Source organism: Vibrio sp. ES.051, assembly GCF_002563795.1.
GTDB lineage: Bacteria > Pseudomonadota > Gammaproteobacteria > Enterobacterales > Vibrionaceae > Vibrio.
Window position 1 is genome coordinate 376,744 of record NZ_PDJL01000005.1, and the last position, 14,998, is coordinate 391,741.

General features: G+C 45.9%; 17 protein-coding genes. 3 read left to right on the top strand and 14 right to left on the bottom strand.

Annotated features, from left to right (window positions below; translation table 11 throughout):
* Positions 1 to 9: 9 nt before the first annotated feature.
* The 12 genes from flgK to ATG66_RS15905 all read right to left on the bottom strand — a co-directional run bounded on the left by flgK (position 10) and on the right by ATG66_RS15905 (position 11,962).
* A complete protein-coding gene (gene flgK / locus ATG66_RS15850; RefSeq protein WP_098416229.1) occupies positions 10 to 1,923 on the bottom strand; it encodes a flagellar hook-associated protein FlgK in 1,914 nt (637 codons plus the stop codon).
* Positions 1,924 to 2,202: 279 nt separating this feature from the next.
* Positions 2,203 to 3,129 carry a flagellar assembly peptidoglycan hydrolase FlgJ gene (gene flgJ, locus ATG66_RS15855; protein ID WP_098416230.1) on the bottom strand — a complete coding sequence of 309 codons (927 nt, stop codon included), beginning with the start codon at positions 3,127 to 3,129 and terminating at the stop codon, positions 2,203 to 2,205.
* A 17-nt stretch (positions 3,130 to 3,146) separates the two neighbouring features.
* The gene (locus ATG66_RS15860) at positions 3,147 to 4,238 is read right to left on the bottom strand and encodes a flagellar basal body P-ring protein FlgI (RefSeq protein ID WP_098416231.1); all 1,092 of its coding nucleotides are present in this window, start codon (positions 4,236 to 4,238) and stop codon (positions 3,147 to 3,149) included.
* Between the two features lie 43 nt (positions 4,239 to 4,281).
* Positions 4,282 to 5,061: a flagellar basal body L-ring protein FlgH gene (gene flgH, locus ATG66_RS15865; RefSeq protein WP_098416435.1), complete on the bottom strand. Its 780-nt coding sequence runs from the start codon at positions 5,059 to 5,061 to the stop codon at positions 4,282 to 4,284.
* A 29-nt stretch (positions 5,062 to 5,090) separates the two neighbouring features.
* Positions 5,091 to 5,879, bottom strand: a complete 789-nt coding sequence (flgG, locus tag ATG66_RS15870) for a flagellar basal-body rod protein FlgG (protein WP_098416232.1) — start codon at positions 5,877 to 5,879, stop codon at positions 5,091 to 5,093.
* 18 nt (positions 5,880 to 5,897) lie between these two features.
* Positions 5,898 to 6,647 carry a flagellar basal body rod protein FlgF gene (locus ATG66_RS15875; RefSeq protein ID WP_098416233.1) on the bottom strand — a complete coding sequence of 250 codons (750 nt, stop codon included), beginning with the start codon at positions 6,645 to 6,647 and terminating at the stop codon, positions 5,898 to 5,900.
* Positions 6,648 to 6,927: 280 nt separating this feature from the next.
* Positions 6,928 to 8,241, bottom strand: coding sequence for a flagellar hook protein FlgE (gene flgE, locus ATG66_RS15880; RefSeq protein WP_098416234.1), 1,314 nt, complete (start codon positions 8,239 to 8,241; stop codon positions 6,928 to 6,930).
* A 32-nt stretch (positions 8,242 to 8,273) separates the two neighbouring features.
* A complete protein-coding gene (gene flgD, locus ATG66_RS15885) occupies positions 8,274 to 8,981 on the bottom strand; it encodes a flagellar hook assembly protein FlgD (RefSeq protein WP_098416235.1) in 708 nt (235 codons plus the stop codon).
* A gap of 17 nt (positions 8,982 to 8,998) precedes the next feature.
* On the bottom strand, positions 8,999 to 9,412 hold the full coding sequence (gene flgC, locus ATG66_RS15890; RefSeq protein ID WP_098416236.1) for a flagellar basal body rod protein FlgC: 414 nt from the start codon (positions 9,410 to 9,412) through the stop codon (positions 8,999 to 9,001).
* Between the two features lie 5 nt (positions 9,413 to 9,417).
* Positions 9,418 to 9,813, bottom strand: a complete 396-nt coding sequence (gene flgB / locus ATG66_RS15895) for a flagellar basal body rod protein FlgB (protein ID WP_098416436.1) — start codon at positions 9,811 to 9,813, stop codon at positions 9,418 to 9,420.
* Positions 9,814 to 10,196: 383 nt separating this feature from the next.
* On the bottom strand, positions 10,197 to 11,024 hold the full coding sequence (locus ATG66_RS15900; RefSeq protein WP_098416237.1) for a CheR family methyltransferase: 828 nt from the start codon (positions 11,022 to 11,024) through the stop codon (positions 10,197 to 10,199).
* 11 nt (positions 11,025 to 11,035) lie between these two features.
* Positions 11,036 to 11,962 (bottom strand): chemotaxis protein CheV, encoded by a 927-nt coding sequence (locus ATG66_RS15905; RefSeq protein ID WP_098416238.1) that lies wholly within the window; start codon positions 11,960 to 11,962, stop codon positions 11,036 to 11,038.
* Positions 11,963 to 12,038: 76 nt separating this feature from the next.
* On the opposite strand from ATG66_RS15905, the gene flgA reads away from it, so the two are divergent.
* The 3 genes from flgA to ATG66_RS15920 all read left to right on the top strand — a co-directional run bounded on the left by flgA (position 12,039) and on the right by ATG66_RS15920 (position 13,671).
* Complete coding sequence (flgA, locus tag ATG66_RS15910; RefSeq protein ID WP_098416239.1) at positions 12,039 to 12,785, top strand: flagellar basal body P-ring formation chaperone FlgA; 747 nt, start codon at positions 12,039 to 12,041, stop codon at positions 12,783 to 12,785.
* Between the two features lie 118 nt (positions 12,786 to 12,903).
* Positions 12,904 to 13,218 (top strand): flagellar biosynthesis anti-sigma factor FlgM, encoded by a 315-nt coding sequence (flgM, locus tag ATG66_RS15915; protein ID WP_098416240.1) that lies wholly within the window; start codon positions 12,904 to 12,906, stop codon positions 13,216 to 13,218.
* A gap of 27 nt (positions 13,219 to 13,245) precedes the next feature.
* Positions 13,246 to 13,671 (top strand): flagella synthesis protein FlgN, encoded by a 426-nt coding sequence (locus tag ATG66_RS15920; RefSeq protein WP_098416241.1) that lies wholly within the window; start codon positions 13,246 to 13,248, stop codon positions 13,669 to 13,671.
* Between the two features lie 112 nt (positions 13,672 to 13,783).
* Here the strand turns inward: ATG66_RS15920 and flgP are convergent, their stop codons facing one another.
* Both flgP and ATG66_RS15930 read right to left on the bottom strand, forming a co-directional pair.
* A complete protein-coding gene (flgP, locus tag ATG66_RS15925; RefSeq protein ID WP_098416242.1) occupies positions 13,784 to 14,215 on the bottom strand; it encodes a flagellar assembly lipoprotein FlgP in 432 nt (143 codons plus the stop codon).
* 9 nt (positions 14,216 to 14,224) lie between these two features.
* Positions 14,225 to 14,863, bottom strand: coding sequence for a FlgO family outer membrane protein (locus tag ATG66_RS15930; protein ID WP_098416243.1), 639 nt, complete (start codon positions 14,861 to 14,863; stop codon positions 14,225 to 14,227).
* Positions 14,864 to 14,998: the final 135 nt, after the last annotated feature.

The window sequence follows — 14,998 nt, forward strand, 5'->3', positions numbered from 1 at the left end:
AACCTCCTCTTATCGCAACTGCAAGATAGTGTTGAACGTATCGTTCGCCGCTTGCATCACGCGTGAAGAGGCCATGTATGCTTGTTGAAACTTCATCATGTTTGCCGCTTCTTCATCTAAATTCACGCCAGAAATAGACGCTACACGCTCATGTGCCGCTTCACTTTCTAAATTTGCCACGTCGGCTAATCGAATTGCTGTTGACGTTTTCAACCCCACGTCGGTATTCAAATTAAAATACAAATTTAAAATAGTCGAATCGTCACCGTTCATCTTCTTGTCGGTTTGAATGTTTAGCATCTTGCGTAAGTTGCCGTTGTCACCTTCAGATGGAACTAAGTTTGCTGCAAACTTATCGTTCGCAAATGCCCCGCCACTGAGCTCAAATACTGTTGCCTCACCCTTTATGAAGTCGGGGTGGTCGCTGGGTAAACTAACAGCAACGGGGCCGGTTGGCGGGTATGCCTGTGGCGCCATGATCACATTGCCTTTGGTATCAGTAACGGCAAATTGGCCTCCATCAGGAGAAACCACCACTTCAAATTCACGTAAGTCACCTGCCTGCATGATTTCAAACTGGGCATTACCTTGCGCAAAAGTTGTCGATGCCTCATAACTTTGCGCAGCAATGGCTTTAGGGTCATTGGTTTCTACTGTCATTTGAGCAGCACCAGCACGTGTAGGACGAAGTAGAATCGCTTCTCCGACTTTCGGTGCTTGACGTACTTCTACTTTCATACCATCTAGATAAAACGCATTATTGCCATCAGTATTCAGCTTTGAGGTTTCACCGTTTGGCTTTGTCACATTGTAATTATCGCCGTCATAACGTAGCGAGTACTCACCACCTTTCAGCGCACTAATATCATTAATGTATACCGCCATATCAGTCGTCGACTGCGGCCCTGCCACCACACGTGATGTCGCCAACCGTTCAGAGTTCACATCGGTAAATAACGGTTCACCCACGTTGCCGTTGTGATCTAAACCTTGCGATTGTAGATGGTTCACTTCGCTAGAAAACCCCGTTGCCAGACGACCAAGCTCGTCCATCACCTGTGGAAGATGCTCATCACGCATTTTCAGTAGTGCACCGATTTTGCCGTCAATACCATCCGCTTTGATCGGTTTTATCCCCTGTCCTTCAACCATCGCTAGTCGACGTTGGTGAACATCTGGTGATCCATCAATCATCTTTAATTGGCTGGCTTCTGTTCCCGAAACTAGGGTATGACCATTACCAATATGCACGTTAAACCCTTCAGCGTTTTTACGCGGCGTCACCGTGACTTTGGTGTACTCGGATAACTCATTCACTAACTTTTCATGTTGATCCATCAAATCATTATGAGGACCAGGAGAACGCATCATTAACCGATGAACATCACGGATCTCAACAGCCAGTTGATTCATACGCTCAATGCCCATATCTAGCGATTTGTTTGTCACATCCGATTGCTGACGTACCGTTTCATGAAAGTCGTTTAAGGCATGGCTGATCAGTTGGGCTTTCTCTAATACAACTTTACGTGCCCCCATATCATTTGGAGTATCCGCCATGCTTTTTAGAGCATCGAACCATTCGTTCATGTTTTCAGGGATTTTTTTCGAGGAAGCCGAAGAAAGCATGCTCGATAGAAGGTCTAGGTTTTTTTCGTCATCGAGTTTTTGGGCATAGTTAGTCGTAGAGAGGTTGAGTTCATTTACGGCAAACTGATCCCACGAGCGGCGAACATTTTCCACATGCACGCCCATACCGTAGGTAGAACCCCCAAACATACGCGGGTCATTCGTACCTTGAATAACAGACTGGCGACTATAACCCTCTGTATTAGCATTGGAAATGTTGTGACCAGTGGTATTTAACTGCCTCTGAGCGGTAAGCACACTTTGAGTACCTACATTCAGAAGATCTGACGCCATACATGCCCCCAAAAACGAAATAAAATCGGTCAAAACCGACCACTGATTTAATTAAAGCAAAAGGCGTGCCAGCTGAATTTTATAAGAAGAACGGAAAATAAAAGCTTGCACTATGACGGCAAGCCTTCGAAAAGCAGTGTAAGGATAACGGAGGGAGTTATTCAAATTACCGTGAGTAATGGTTTAGAAACTAGCGGCGAAAAAATGCATGAACACAAAGCCACATTTCGATTAGTCGTTGAACAGACGAGGGTACTCAGTAATTAACCAAGGCTGGTATTACATCGTTTCGATTTTTTGCTTCACTTGCAAAACTTTATCGGCGTAGGTTGGATCCGTGGCATAACCGGCGCGGTGAATTCCACGAATGAAAGATTCAGAACCTGTACCCTGCTGTAGCGCAGTCTCATAACGTGGGTTATCGTTTAAAAAGCGCACGAAGTCATTAAAACTGTCTTCATAATTCGAGTAAGAACGGAAAGCAGCGGTTTCTTTAACTGGCGTGTTGTCATGGAACTCTAGCGTTTGAGCCGTTACTTTATCACCTTGCCAACTTCGGTCGGCTTTGATGTTGAACAAGTTATTACTGCTGCCGCGTGCATTCTTGACGACTTTTTGTCCCCACCCCGTTTCAAGCGCTGCTTGGGCAAGAAGCAAAGATGGTTCAACACCCAGCGCTTTTGCCGCTTTTTCAGCATATGGCTTCATTGAATTGACGAAAGATTCTGGCGAATCGAATTGAGTTAACTCACGATTTGGCCGTGATAACTGACCTGACTCGATCAAACGTTGCTCGATTTCACGCGCTTTTTTCGGATCAACACGACGGTATTCCACCGCGTTGTTCGACGCATCACGCATTGCCGTTTCACTCTTATCGTTATCTTGCCCGACTGTCAGTTGTGCAACAATCATGTCGGCTAACCCCATCGAGCCAGAAGCACTGAGTTCACTCGCCATCTGTTCATCCTGCATCTGGCGATAGAACTTTTCGTTTTGACTGTTCATCAGATTAGACTCAAAGCCTTCGTTGGCCTCACGCATCGATTTGAGCATCATTGACGTGAAAATGGATTCGAACTGACGAGCCGCCGCGCGCAGCGCCTCTTGTTCACCCTCTTTGCCTTCTTTGACTGCTTTCTGACGCAACGTGTCAAGCGAGCTGATGTCATGAATAAAGCCGATGTCGTTAGGATTTTTAACCATAATTTGCGCCTAACCTTTTAAATGATAATCAACTGGCCTTCAATGGCACCAGCTTGCTTTAATGCTTGCAATATAGCCATCAAATCCGAAGGCGCAGCGCCCACTTGGTTAACCGCACGGACCAAGTCATCTAAGGTTAAACCAGGCTCAAACTTAAACATTTTGCCCTGCTCTTCACTCACTTCAATATCAGTATCGGGGACCACCACCGTCTCGCCACCAGAAAAACCATTTGGTTGACTAGCGTTAAGGTTTTCTTTAATGGCGACGGTCATCCCACCGTGAGTCACCGCCGCTGGCTTAAGTCGCACATGCCTACCGACAACAATAGTACCGGTACGGGAGTTGACGATAATTTTTGCGGCGCCATCGGCTGGATTAAACTCTAAGTTCTCAATCGCCGATAAAAATGCCACACGTTGACTCACATCCCGCGGCGCACGAACACGTACCGATGTCGCGTCGACCGCACTGGCCATTTGTGGGCCAAGAAAGTTGTTAACGGCATCAGCCATGCGTTGTGCTGTAGTGAAATCAGACTCAAGTAAATTGAAGGTAATGTAATCACCACGACCAAATGGGTTGGGAATCTCACGCTCCACCGTTGCACCGCTAGAGATAAGGCCAACGGTCGGGTTATTGCCGACAATCTTAGATCCATCGGCGCCTTCGGCACTAAAACCACTCACCACTAAGTTGCCTTGTGCCACCGCGTAGACTTCACCATCCAGACCTTTCAGAAAGGTTTGTAGCAACGTGCCACCACGCAGGCTTTTTGCACTGCCAATGGAGGAGACGGTGACATCCACTTGCTGGCCTGGCTTAGAAAATGGCGGCAACTCTGCCGTGACCATTACCGCGGCCACGTTTTTGATTTTTGGTTTCGTGCCTGGCGGCATTTGAATGCCGAAGTTTTGCAGCATCGCGGCGAAACTTTGCTCAGTAAACGGGTTCGCTTCACCTGTACCTGGTAAGCCTGAAACCAAACCATAACCCACGAGTTGGTTGCTCCGCACGCCCGCCACTTGCGTGACGTCTTTGATACGTGCGGCTTGGGCTGCGGTAGACCACAACACAACGCTCATCAGTACTAAAAGGATTTTCTTCATGCTTACTTATCTCTTGCCGTCAAATTGCCGTCAACGCGACACCTTACAGTGCTACATTAAAGAATCGTGCCAAGAATCCCGGCTCTTGCATATCTTGTGGTAGCCCTGTGCCTGAGTACTGAATTCTTGCGTTAGAAACGCGATTTGACGCAATGGTGTTGTCAAAGTTGATGTCATCTGGGCGAATACTGCCGCTTAAACGAATGTATTCATCACCAGTATTGAGTGTCATCCACTTCTCTCCGCGAATCACTAAGTTGCCGTTTGTCAACACTTCGATCACTTCCACAGTAATATAACCACTGATACTGTTGCTCTGTTTTGCTGAGGAGTCACCAGCGAATGTGTTCGTGTTGTTTAAGTTGTAGGAGAAATTGTACTTACCGCCAACTTGTAGCTCTTCTCCGCCGACTTCGAGCGGATCCATTTGCGCTTCGTTGGTTTTGGATAAATCCGCATTAGCGCTCTTGGTCGCACTGGTTGTTTCATCGAGCGTGACCGTAATGATATCCCCAATGCCACGAGGTTTAGAGTCATCATAAAGGTCACTGATGTGCTCGGCGCTAAACAAAGACCCCGTTGCTGCTGCGTAATGCTCTGGCCTCTTTTTCGGGTGGATCGGTGCCCATGCAGGGTCACCCGCCACCGGATCGCTTCTGCCGCGCAGGGTATCCACAATGCCGCTGCTTTCTTCTTTCGATTTGTCACCTTCAACTGCGTCAACAACCGTTGTTGACTGAGTCACTTCATCCGTATCAATCGGCTCCAACATGGCACAACCAGACATCGTGACAATCAGAGTAAGTAGGCAAATACGCTTCATTGTGGCCATCTTTTTCCTGCTCTCAACCGTTATAACTGCTGGTTAATAAAGCCCATCATCTTATCGACGGACGAGATCACTTTAGAGTTCATTTCGTAAACGCGCTGCGCTTCTATCATGTTAACCAGCTCTTCGGTGACATTCACGTTAGACGCTTCTAGCATAGATTGGCGAACTTCCCCCAAGCCATCCAAACCAGGAACACCTTCTTGCGGATCACCACTTGCGCCCGTTGGTAAGTAAAGGTTCTGACCGATTGGCTCTAGACCTCCTGGGTTAACAAAGTCAGTGATCGTCAACTGGCCCACGACTTGGTTGTCTTGCTGACCACGAACACGGACAGATACTTCACCGTCGTTGCCAACCGTGATGGAAATGGCATCTTCAGGAATCACGATTTCAGGTTCAACAGGGTAACCAGAACCTGACGTTACCAGTGTTCCTTCACCGTTCAATGTAAACTGACCATTGCGGGTGTAACCGATATTACCGTCAGGGAGCGTGACTTGGAAAAAACCATCCCCCTCAACCATCATGTCCAATGCATTAGTCGTTGTTTGTGCGTTACCATGGGTATGCACTTTTTGCGTTGCCACCACTTTGGAACCCGCACCTAACATTAAGCCACTTGGCAGTTCCGTATTTTGTGAAGATTGACCACCAGGTTGATTGATATTTTGGTAGAACAAATCTTCAAATACCGCACGGCTCTTTTTGTAGCCGACTGTTGAGGCGTTCGCTAAGTTGTTTGAAATGGTTGCGATGTTGGTTTGTTGGGCATCTAAACCCGTTTTACTTACCCATAGTGCTGGATGCATAGTGAACCTCTAACTCTGTTAACTCATACGAAGCAGTGAATCTGAAGATTTGTCCATCTCTTCAGCGGTGCTCATCATCTTGACTTGCATTTCAAACTGACGTTGTAAGTCAATCAATGCCGTCATCTCACCTACGGCATTGACGTTACTGCCTTCAACGGCTCCAGTTTGGAGACTGACCGTCGCGTCTGCTTCGTAAGGTTGGTTTGGAGTTTTATGGCGAAATAAGCCATTGGTGTCTTTAAATAAGCCTTGATCGTTAGGCTTAACAAGTTTGATACGATCAACCGTTTGGAATGCTTCAGCCGGGGCACCTTGAGGAAGCACAGAGATGGTACCATCACGACCAATTTCAATTTTGGAGAGAGGAATAGGCAAAGTAATCGGCGCATCGTTTTCGCCCAGCACCAAATGGCCACTTGCGTTTGTTAACATGCCATTTTGGTCGACTTTAAGGTTACCATTGCGGGTCAACCCTTCCTTTCCAGTATGATCCAAGACCGATATCCAGCCGCTGCCTTCAATCGTGACATCCAGATCACGGCCTGTCGTAATCACACTGCCTTGTGCAAAATTATGTCCCGGACGCTCTGTCATGCTGAATACACGCGAAGGGTGACCTTCACCATACGCTTGCATTGAACGGGCCTGCGCTAAATCAGCACGAAAGCCTGTCGTACTCACGTTTGCCAAGTTATTGGCGCGCAATTGTAGAGCCTGCATATTTTGCTTGGCGCCACTCATTGCGAGAAACAGTGCGCGATCCATAAATTACTCCCAAAACTTCTTTATACAATGGACAAAGCAATAGTTATGCCAATAAAAAATAGCGTTATTAATCAATGAAATAAGACAAAAGAAAGAATGTGGGTGGCAATCCGAATGGATAAACCATTAAAGCTGGCAAGATTTGGATCCCCCTTGGCGGCAACAGCGGCAAGCGAGAGATAGAAGCATGCTCAGTCCGACTTGAGGTGTGTCAGACTAAGCAGCTGAATGTCATGATGTGAGCAAACCGACAAGTGCACGCCATGTTTACTTAAGTAAATTAACGGATCTGCAGAATATTTTGTTGTAACTGGTTGTGTACTTCTAACGACCGTGAGTTAGCTTGGAAGTTACGCTGAGCAGAAATCAGATCCACCAGTTCCTGAGTCATATCAATGTTTGACTGCTCCAGTATACCGCTGTTGATGGTACCGAAAGAACCTTTATTTGATTCCCCCCAGATCTTGTCACCGGAGTTCTGAGTTGAATCCCATTGGGTCCCACCCTTCTTATCTAGACCTTGCTCGTTAGGAACACGCACCAGTGCCACTCGACCTAATGTCACGTTCTCACCGTTTGAGTATGTGCCCAATACGCTACCATTTTCATCAAAGTCAACTTTGGTTAAGAAGCCCGTCGTAGCACCATCTTCGTCAAACTTCGTCAGCTCGAAGGGAGCGGCAAACTGCGTTGTAGAGCCTAAACCAAAGTTCAGAGTTTGTGCAGGATCGGCCCCATTCATATCGACTGGGGTCGTATTGGTTGCAGGGTCGCCAAGTGCAACAGACGTAATGGGGTTACCACCATTGAGACTTGCCAACGTGCCGTCGTTGTTAAACTTCATTGTATGACCGACGTGACCTGTTGCCGTTTGAGCATCACCCGCAGCGACGTCCAGAGGTTTCTCACCCGTTTTATCCGTTACTGTGTAGTAAGTGTTCCAAGTGTTCGGTTGAGTCTGATCTTTCAAGTAGTATGTACTTAACTTGTAAGACTGACCCATCGAGTCATAAATAGTCGAAGACGTTGAACGGTTATATGTATCTGGATCTGAAAAATCAAACTGCGCTGGATCTTTCAAGTCGCCATTAGCAGGTAGGTTTGCGCCCACTTCAATATTTGCCGTTTGTTTTGGTTTTCCAAATTCTGCCGGAATATTGATTGGCTGAGGCTCGTAAGAAGCAACCTCACCGGAGTCTGGGTTCACTTGATAACCGAGTAAGAACTCATCGTTCGCGGTCACCATATAGTTGTCTTTATTCAAATGAAAAGCACCATTACGTGTCATTTCATTTTGTTGTGGGGTCAATCGGTCTTTTGCTACAGAAAAGAACCCGGTTCCCGACACACGTAAATCCATAGGGTTGTTGGTGTTAATGCTTGAACCTTCGTGGAACTGCTGGGCCACTTGGCTTGCTTGTGCACCACCACCTGGTGTGGTTTTTGCGTTAGTGAATAAAGAATTTGAGTACACATCGGCAAACTCAGCACGGGACTCTTTAAAGCCGTACGAATTGGCGTTCGCAATGTTGTTACTGGTGGTGTTCAAATCCAGTTGGGCGGCAGACAAACCGCTTAAAGATACATATGACATTCCAAAAATCTCCTAATCTAGCGAGCTATTGCTTACGCTTTACCGACTTCCAGTACTTCTGCAAGTCGAACTGGTGATTCAAAACCAGCTAGATTGAGTAATACGTTTCCATCACCCTTACCCAGCAATACGCTATTTACATTGGCATAAGTGGATACTGGGAACTCTTTTGACTCCCCATCCACTAAGCCAGACGCTTTGACTTTGTATTTACCAGCAGGCAGTGGATTTCCGTTTTGATCATTACCGTCCCAAAGCACACGAGAGTCACCAGCGGGTTTCGCACCGACCTCAAAAGTACGAACCAGTTGGCCTACTTCATCCTCTACACGAACAAATAAATTGTCGATAGGTTGTGAAAGCTTAACCATTGCCGCCATCGAAGCATCATTTTGCTTCACACCAGCAGCGCCTGGGACCAAAACATCACGCCCGACCAAAGAGGAAGCTTGCAACGCTTGGTTCGATGTCATTGACGAGTTTAAACTCTCAAACTGAGTGTTCATCTTGCCAATACCATCTACGGTCGCAAATGAAGCCATTTGCGCAATCATCTGATCATTGCTGACCGGCTTAAAAGGGTCTTGCTGAGACAATTGCTTAGTAAGCAAAGATAGGAAGTCTTCTTGTTTAAGATCCTGCTTACCAGTGCTCTCTTCAGTCTTTTTATTCTCTTGTAGGCTTTTAAGCTGGTCGATATAGGACAAGCCGCTTTGACCAACGTTATTAATTCCGGCCATACGCTACCTCCTTATCCTTATTGACCCATCTGCAGCGTACGCAGCAGCATCTGTTTACTTGAATCCGCGACTTGCACATTGGTTTGGTATGCGCGAGAAGCCGAAATCATGTTTGCCATTTCTTCCATTACATTAACGTTCGGCTTGTAAATGTAGCCTTCTTCGTTTGCAAGGGGATGATCAGGCTTGTACTCCGCACTCAGCGGTTTATCGCTTTCTACAATTCCCATCACTTTCACTGGCACCGTATCACCGCCACGCATGGCGTTACTTAACTCCGCACCAAATACAGCATGACGCGCCTTGTAGGTGTCTTTCGCAGAACTGCTAACACTGTCAGCGTTCGCCAAGTTACTTGAGGTAGTATTCAGACGAACAGACTCAGCGCTCATTGCGGAACCTGTCACATTGAAAACGTTAAATAAGCTCATCTAAATCATTCCCCTTTAATAGATTTGGTTAAGTTCTTGAATTTGCTGCCTAGAAACTCGAGTGATGCTTGATGTCTGATTTGATTTTGCATAAATAAGTTACGCTCTAAGTCCAAATCGACCGTATTGCCGTCACCCGTATCTGGTTGAGTGGGAAGACGATATAGTTTGTCACCTGTCAACGTTGCAGTGGCAGGAATATGCCGACCATCAGTACGACTAAGACCAATGCTTGCCCCTGAGGCTGCCGCCTGCAATTCCTTAGCAAAGTCTAAACCTCTTGATTTGTAACCAGGCGTGTTTGCTTGCGCGATGTTGGTAGAAATCACCTCAGCATTACGCTCACGTACGCCCACCGTGTGCTGGTGGATGCCTAGTGCATTGTCAAAAGATATAGCCATGTTTGCCTCTACAATTAAGAACTGACCGTTATTGATAACTAAAAGCAATTAGTGTGCCAAAAAAAGGGAACACTATATTGGTGGCTCGCTATCATCCGTTTAGACAGCAATAAGTAAGCCAAAGTGATTGGAATGTCATCCCACTTCACTTACATAAGCGGAGTTCAGGTTATTTATACTCAAGTAAACTAAAGATGCTTAGGTTTAGTAAAGATACACCTAGATAAGATAACTAGGCAAAGACGAGAGGCGGTTTCGTTAAGAGAAGCGCGAGGGTGTATCGCCTACACTCAAGAATAAAGGCGAAACCAAAGTGACAATGAACACAGAAAAAGAAAAGCCTGACACTAGATCAGGCTTTATTATCTATTTAAGAGATTTCGCTATTTAAGCTTGTAAATGATCCCTGGATTACAACGTACCATTTCAAATTTGTCAGTCAGACCCGTTAACGATTCTGACGCACCAAGTAACAAGTAACCGCCTGGATTTAAGCTGTTTGCCATTTGGTTGAGCACTTTTGACTTCATTTCAGGTGAGAAATAAATCAACACATTACGACAAAAAATGATGTCAAACTTGCCCATGAGCGCGTAGCTGTCCATCAAGTTTTGTGGACGAAAGTTGACTAAGCGTTTCACATTGTCTTTCACTTTCATTCGACCACCGTCGGCATCTTCAAAAAAAGTTCGGCGACGCTCAGGAGAAAGTCCACGCCCTAAAGCGAGGTTGTCATACACGCCTGCGCGACACATTTCTAACATGCTCGCAGAAATATCGGTTGCCGTAATGGAAACATTTGCCAGCATGCCAGGCTTACGCTGTTGCGTTTCCAGAATCGTCATCGCAATAGAGTATGGCTCTTGGCCTGATGAACTGGCTGCAGACCAGATCTTTATTGGGCGTTTATTTGCCGCCACTTCTGGTAATAGTTTGTCAGCTAAAACGGTGAACGGATAAGTATCTCGAAACCACAAGGTTTCGTTAGTCGTCATCGCATCGACAGCGGCTACGCGTAACTCACGATTACGCCCTGATACGACATCACGTAGCAAATCAGATAAGGATGCGAGCTTAAACTTCGTCACTAACGGACTCAGTCGGCTACGCACGAGGTACTGCTTGCTATCCCCTAGTACGATGCCACATTGCGATTCTAGAAAACGGCTAAAGTCACGATACTCTTGATCACTGATTGTAATAGCAGTCATTAATGTCTCTTTTATTGTGTTAATGCAGATTTAACCGCGTTACCCAATTCATCTGGGTTAAATTTCGCAATGAAGGAGTTGGCCCCTACACGTTCAACCATCGCTTGGTTGAAAACACCACTTAACGAAGAGTGGAGGATAACATAAAGGTCTTTCAAATCGACATGTCTTCGAATTTCAGCGGTTAATGTATAACCGTCCATTTCTGGCATCTCAATATCGGAAATCACCAGTGATATTTGTTCGTAGATGTTGCCCTCTTGAGCCATCTCAATCAACTTATTGTACGCCTCTTTGCCGTCTTTCACTGATACGACCTCGAAGCCAATTGACGTAATCGCTCGCTCTACCTGTTTACGAGCCACGGTGGAATCATCAGCAATAAGCACGCGTCGCACGATAGGCTTTTCTTGTTCTGCTTGCGCAATCTCTTCACCGATAGCAGAATCCATCGTTTCATCCACTGGCGCGATTTCAGCCAAGATTTTTTCAACATCAAGAACTTCAACTAACTCGTTATCGATATTCGTCACTGCGGTTAAGTAGTGCGCTTTACCCGCCCCTTCTGGCGGCGGCAATATCGCCTCCCAATGCACGTTGGTAATACGCTCAACCGACGAGACCAAAAACGCTTGGATCGAACGGTTAAACTCAGCAATCAAAACAAAACACTTATCAATATCAGTGGTTGGACGGCCACCAATTGCCAGGCTCAAATCAATAACAGATACAGTATTCCCGCGGATATGAGCGATACCTTTTACCAGCGGGTGTAGATTCGGTATTAACGTCAGCTTAGGGCACTGCAGTACTTCTCTCACTTTAAATACGTTAATGCCGTAACGCTGTTGTCCCATCAGTCGAAAGGTCAATAATTCCAATCGGTTCTGACCGACGAGTTGCGTACGCTGATTCACCGAGTCAAGAATCCCCGTCATATGCTCATCTCCATCTCAAACTTTTTGTTTTTAAATGATACTCTACCCTTGGTCAACACGATACCAAGGAGACAGTATGGCGTATTTCACTTTAACTTCGACACCATTGACTATGGCAACATGTAGAGCGCTAATTACAAAATACGCTAAGTTTATCGGCATTTTACTCAGTATGTTTAGTTTTTTTGTTCACTCAGCCACTGATAGTCAGATAGAACAAATAAAAGCGGCCGCAGAGCAGCATATTCTTGCCACCGTTGAACAACCTACAGGTGGCGAGTTATCCGCTAATGCGGCAAATATTGACTCAAGAATAAAAGCAACGGATTGTCCAGCCCCCCTTGATACTTCTGCCTCTTCCACCAGCAGCACACGTAGCAACATTAATGTTTTGGTCGAATGCCCAGCTGACGATTGGAAAGTGTATGTACCTGTGAGGGTTTCAGTCTCGATCCCCATGATTGTGGCCACGCGCCCGCTTGGAAGAGGAGAAATTATCAGCGCCGCCGACGTAACGATTTCTATGATTGAGTTACAACGCTTTCGTAAAGACGGTTTTTCTCATTATGAACAAGCTATTGGAGCAAAACTGAAGCGTAATGTACGTCTTGGTGATGTTGTTGAGCGGAATGACGTTTGCGTAGTGTGCCGCAATGAGAGAGTGACCATAAAAGCGATAAATGCTGGCATGACAATCACAACACAAGGCACAGCGCTGCAAGATGGTGCAGCTGGCGATCAAGTCAGAGTGAAAAATGATAAGTCACAACGTATAATTGAAGGCATAGTGACTGACATTGCGGAAATCACTGTTAATTTTTGATACTCACTGTTAACGTGTTCAAGTTTGATCAATAAAAACGCAAAATAGGACTAAAGTTCTTTTTGCATAGGTCGATACCCTGAATACCCGTATTACGATACAAGGCAAAAGGTTAAACATGGCAGGTATAGACAATATACGTTCAGGGCAAGTGATGACGACGACCAACCGCACACCTGCACGTAACGATTCGAATGCGACCAGCACGACAGAATCAAAAAAATCGCCAGCACAACAAGACGCGGTATCACTCAGTCAACAAGGTAAAGCCGTCAGCAAACTCCAAAAGGATATGGCTGATTCACCGGCTTATGACAGCGCAAAAGTGGCGGCAATCAAAGAAGCAATAACAAGCGGTTCATACAAAGTCGACCCTGAAAAACTGGCTGACAATATGATTAAGTTTGAAAACGAATTGCAAGGCAAAAGCTAACTGACTTAGGCTCAAGGTAAGTATTGTATGGCAGCATTAGTCGATCTCGTAAACTTCCAACTAGAAAATGCCAAGGCACTTTCTGCTGTTTTGCGTCAGGAAACACAAGCGATTACCGCCCATGTTTCTACAGAGATAGAAAGTATTGCTAAACAAAAAATGACACTTATTGAACAACTGAGAACCACAGATCAGCGAATCGCCTCTCATCCACACGTCAATCAGCTTAGTGAGGATGAAAACCTAAGTCAGGTTGTCACCCAAATTCAATCAATCGTGCTTGACTGCCAACAAGTCAATCAAGTCAACGGTGAATCGCTTCATCGCGCACAATTGAGCTTTAATAAACTCAATAACATGCTTCAGCGCACCCATGGCAAAGTGGGTATGACTTACAATGCTGGCGGGAAAACCCACACCATTTCCACACTAGGCACCAATATTAAAGCTTAACTATCACAGCTCAATCCCCCTGTCTGGTATGTCACGTGTAAAAAAGCGACCAATTGTTATCAATTAGCCGCTGGACAGATTATCTACACTGGGAATATTCGCTCTATGCGAATTAGAACAAGGTCTGTTGTCGCTTCTCTGGCACCTGTTGTACTTCTCCGTAATCACGCAATTTATCCATTTTACGAATATCGAGACGCAGCTCTGTCACGTAACTGTCTTCGACGAGGTAACTCCGCACGACTTCAGCCCCTCGAATTACGCCATCAACGGCTCCCGTCGTATTCTCTATGCCTAAACGCTGATCTTGTAACTCTGCACGACCGCTTACTCTCATGCCGTAAACTTGTTCCGCTAACTCGCGGTAAGCATCGATTTTTGATGCTCGCATAGCACGCACACGCTTTTCTTCAACGGTACGACCAGTTTGTTCAGTGACACTTGCATAACCCACCGCCACTAAGATCTCATCTTGGCGCATCTGTTGTAATGGCTGACACCCCACCAAAATCAGTGTGGCAATAATAAATAATAACTTCTTCATGGTTCTATCCTATGGACGGAGGATCACGGTGTAAGGCTGACGAATGGTTGGATCAGAACGAATCAGCACACCATCTTGTGTGCGGATGCTGTTTAATGTATCTAAATCACGACCAATACGATCCGCAGGCAAGAAACCTTGTGCTGTTGCGACGACGACACGGCTTTGCATGCCCACCACACGAGCGTTCACCAATACGCCACCTTCTTGGCGCAACATGGTTCCGGTTAATACATATTGAACTTGCTGCTCGTGGGCCAACTCTTGCCAATCACGACTTAGCGCAAAGTCACCTTGATGAGTCACTTGAATTGAGCCTGTGGTTTTAAAATCAACCACTTTAAAACCGCGGCGCTGGAACTGATGAATAAACCCTTCAGATACAGAGTTACCTAACCAGTTCGTTGCATCCATACTTTGTAGATCAACAAACGACGTAATAGCAATCGGCGTGCGCGCTGATACCGCTACATTAGAAACCATTAGATCTTCCGTCATGCTTTCAATGAAAAAGTCCATCGTATGACGTGGACTGTCCATAAGCATGAACTGGCTCCCCGAATAGGGTTCTTTACCATTGTAAATTGGTGAGTACGCGCATGATGTCAAAAGCGCCATCATCGATGCGGCGATAAGCCACTTTCTCATGGTTTGATTCTCCAGATAATCTTAGGTGACACAGCTCTCATTAATTACTTTCCAAGAAAGTGAATATTGGAACAATCTTTGCTTTCCTTTGTTTGCCTAACGAAGACAAATCCACCAAACTTCACTAGAATTGTT

Coding starts and splice junctions, on each gene's coding strand:
- ATG66_RS15860 (WP_098416231.1), bottom strand. CDS start 4,238: ATGAAGAAAATCCTTTTAGTACTGATGAGCGTTGTGTTGTGGTCTACC.
- flgK (WP_098416229.1), bottom strand. CDS start 1,923: ATGGCGTCAGATCTTCTGAATGTAGGTACTCAAAGTGTGCTTACCGCT.
- flgA (WP_098416239.1), top strand. CDS start 12,039: ATGGCGTATTTCACTTTAACTTCGACACCATTGACTATGGCAACATGT.
- flgD (WP_098416235.1), bottom strand. CDS start 8,981: ATGGCCGGAATTAATAACGTTGGTCAAAGCGGCTTGTCCTATATCGAC.
- flgJ (WP_098416230.1), bottom strand. CDS start 3,129: ATGGTTAAAAATCCTAACGACATCGGCTTTATTCATGACATCAGCTCG.
- flgE (WP_098416234.1), bottom strand. CDS start 8,241: ATGTCATATGTATCTTTAAGCGGTTTGTCTGCCGCCCAACTGGATTTG.
- ATG66_RS15905 (WP_098416238.1), bottom strand. CDS start 11,962: ATGACGGGGATTCTTGACTCGGTGAATCAGCGTACGCAACTCGTCGGT.
- ATG66_RS15900 (WP_098416237.1), bottom strand. CDS start 11,024: ATGACTGCTATTACAATCAGTGATCAAGAGTATCGTGACTTTAGCCGT.
- flgH (WP_098416435.1), bottom strand. CDS start 5,061: ATGAAGCGTATTTGCCTACTTACTCTGATTGTCACGATGTCTGGTTGT.
- flgC (WP_098416236.1), bottom strand. CDS start 9,412: ATGAGCTTATTTAACGTTTTCAATGTGACAGGTTCCGCAATGAGCGCT.
- ATG66_RS15920 (WP_098416241.1), top strand. CDS start 13,246: ATGGCAGCATTAGTCGATCTCGTAAACTTCCAACTAGAAAATGCCAAG.
- flgP (WP_098416242.1), bottom strand. CDS start 14,215: ATGAAGAAGTTATTATTTATTATTGCCACACTGATTTTGGTGGGGTGT.
- flgM (WP_098416240.1), top strand. CDS start 12,904: ATGGCAGGTATAGACAATATACGTTCAGGGCAAGTGATGACGACGACC.
- flgG (WP_098416232.1), bottom strand. CDS start 5,879: ATGCATCCAGCACTATGGGTAAGTAAAACGGGTTTAGATGCCCAACAA.
- flgB (WP_098416436.1), bottom strand. CDS start 9,813: ATGGCTATATCTTTTGACAATGCACTAGGCATCCACCAGCACACGGTG.
- ATG66_RS15930 (WP_098416243.1), bottom strand. CDS start 14,863: ATGAGAAAGTGGCTTATCGCCGCATCGATGATGGCGCTTTTGACATCA.
- ATG66_RS15875 (WP_098416233.1), bottom strand. CDS start 6,647: ATGGATCGCGCACTGTTTCTCGCAATGAGTGGCGCCAAGCAAAATATG.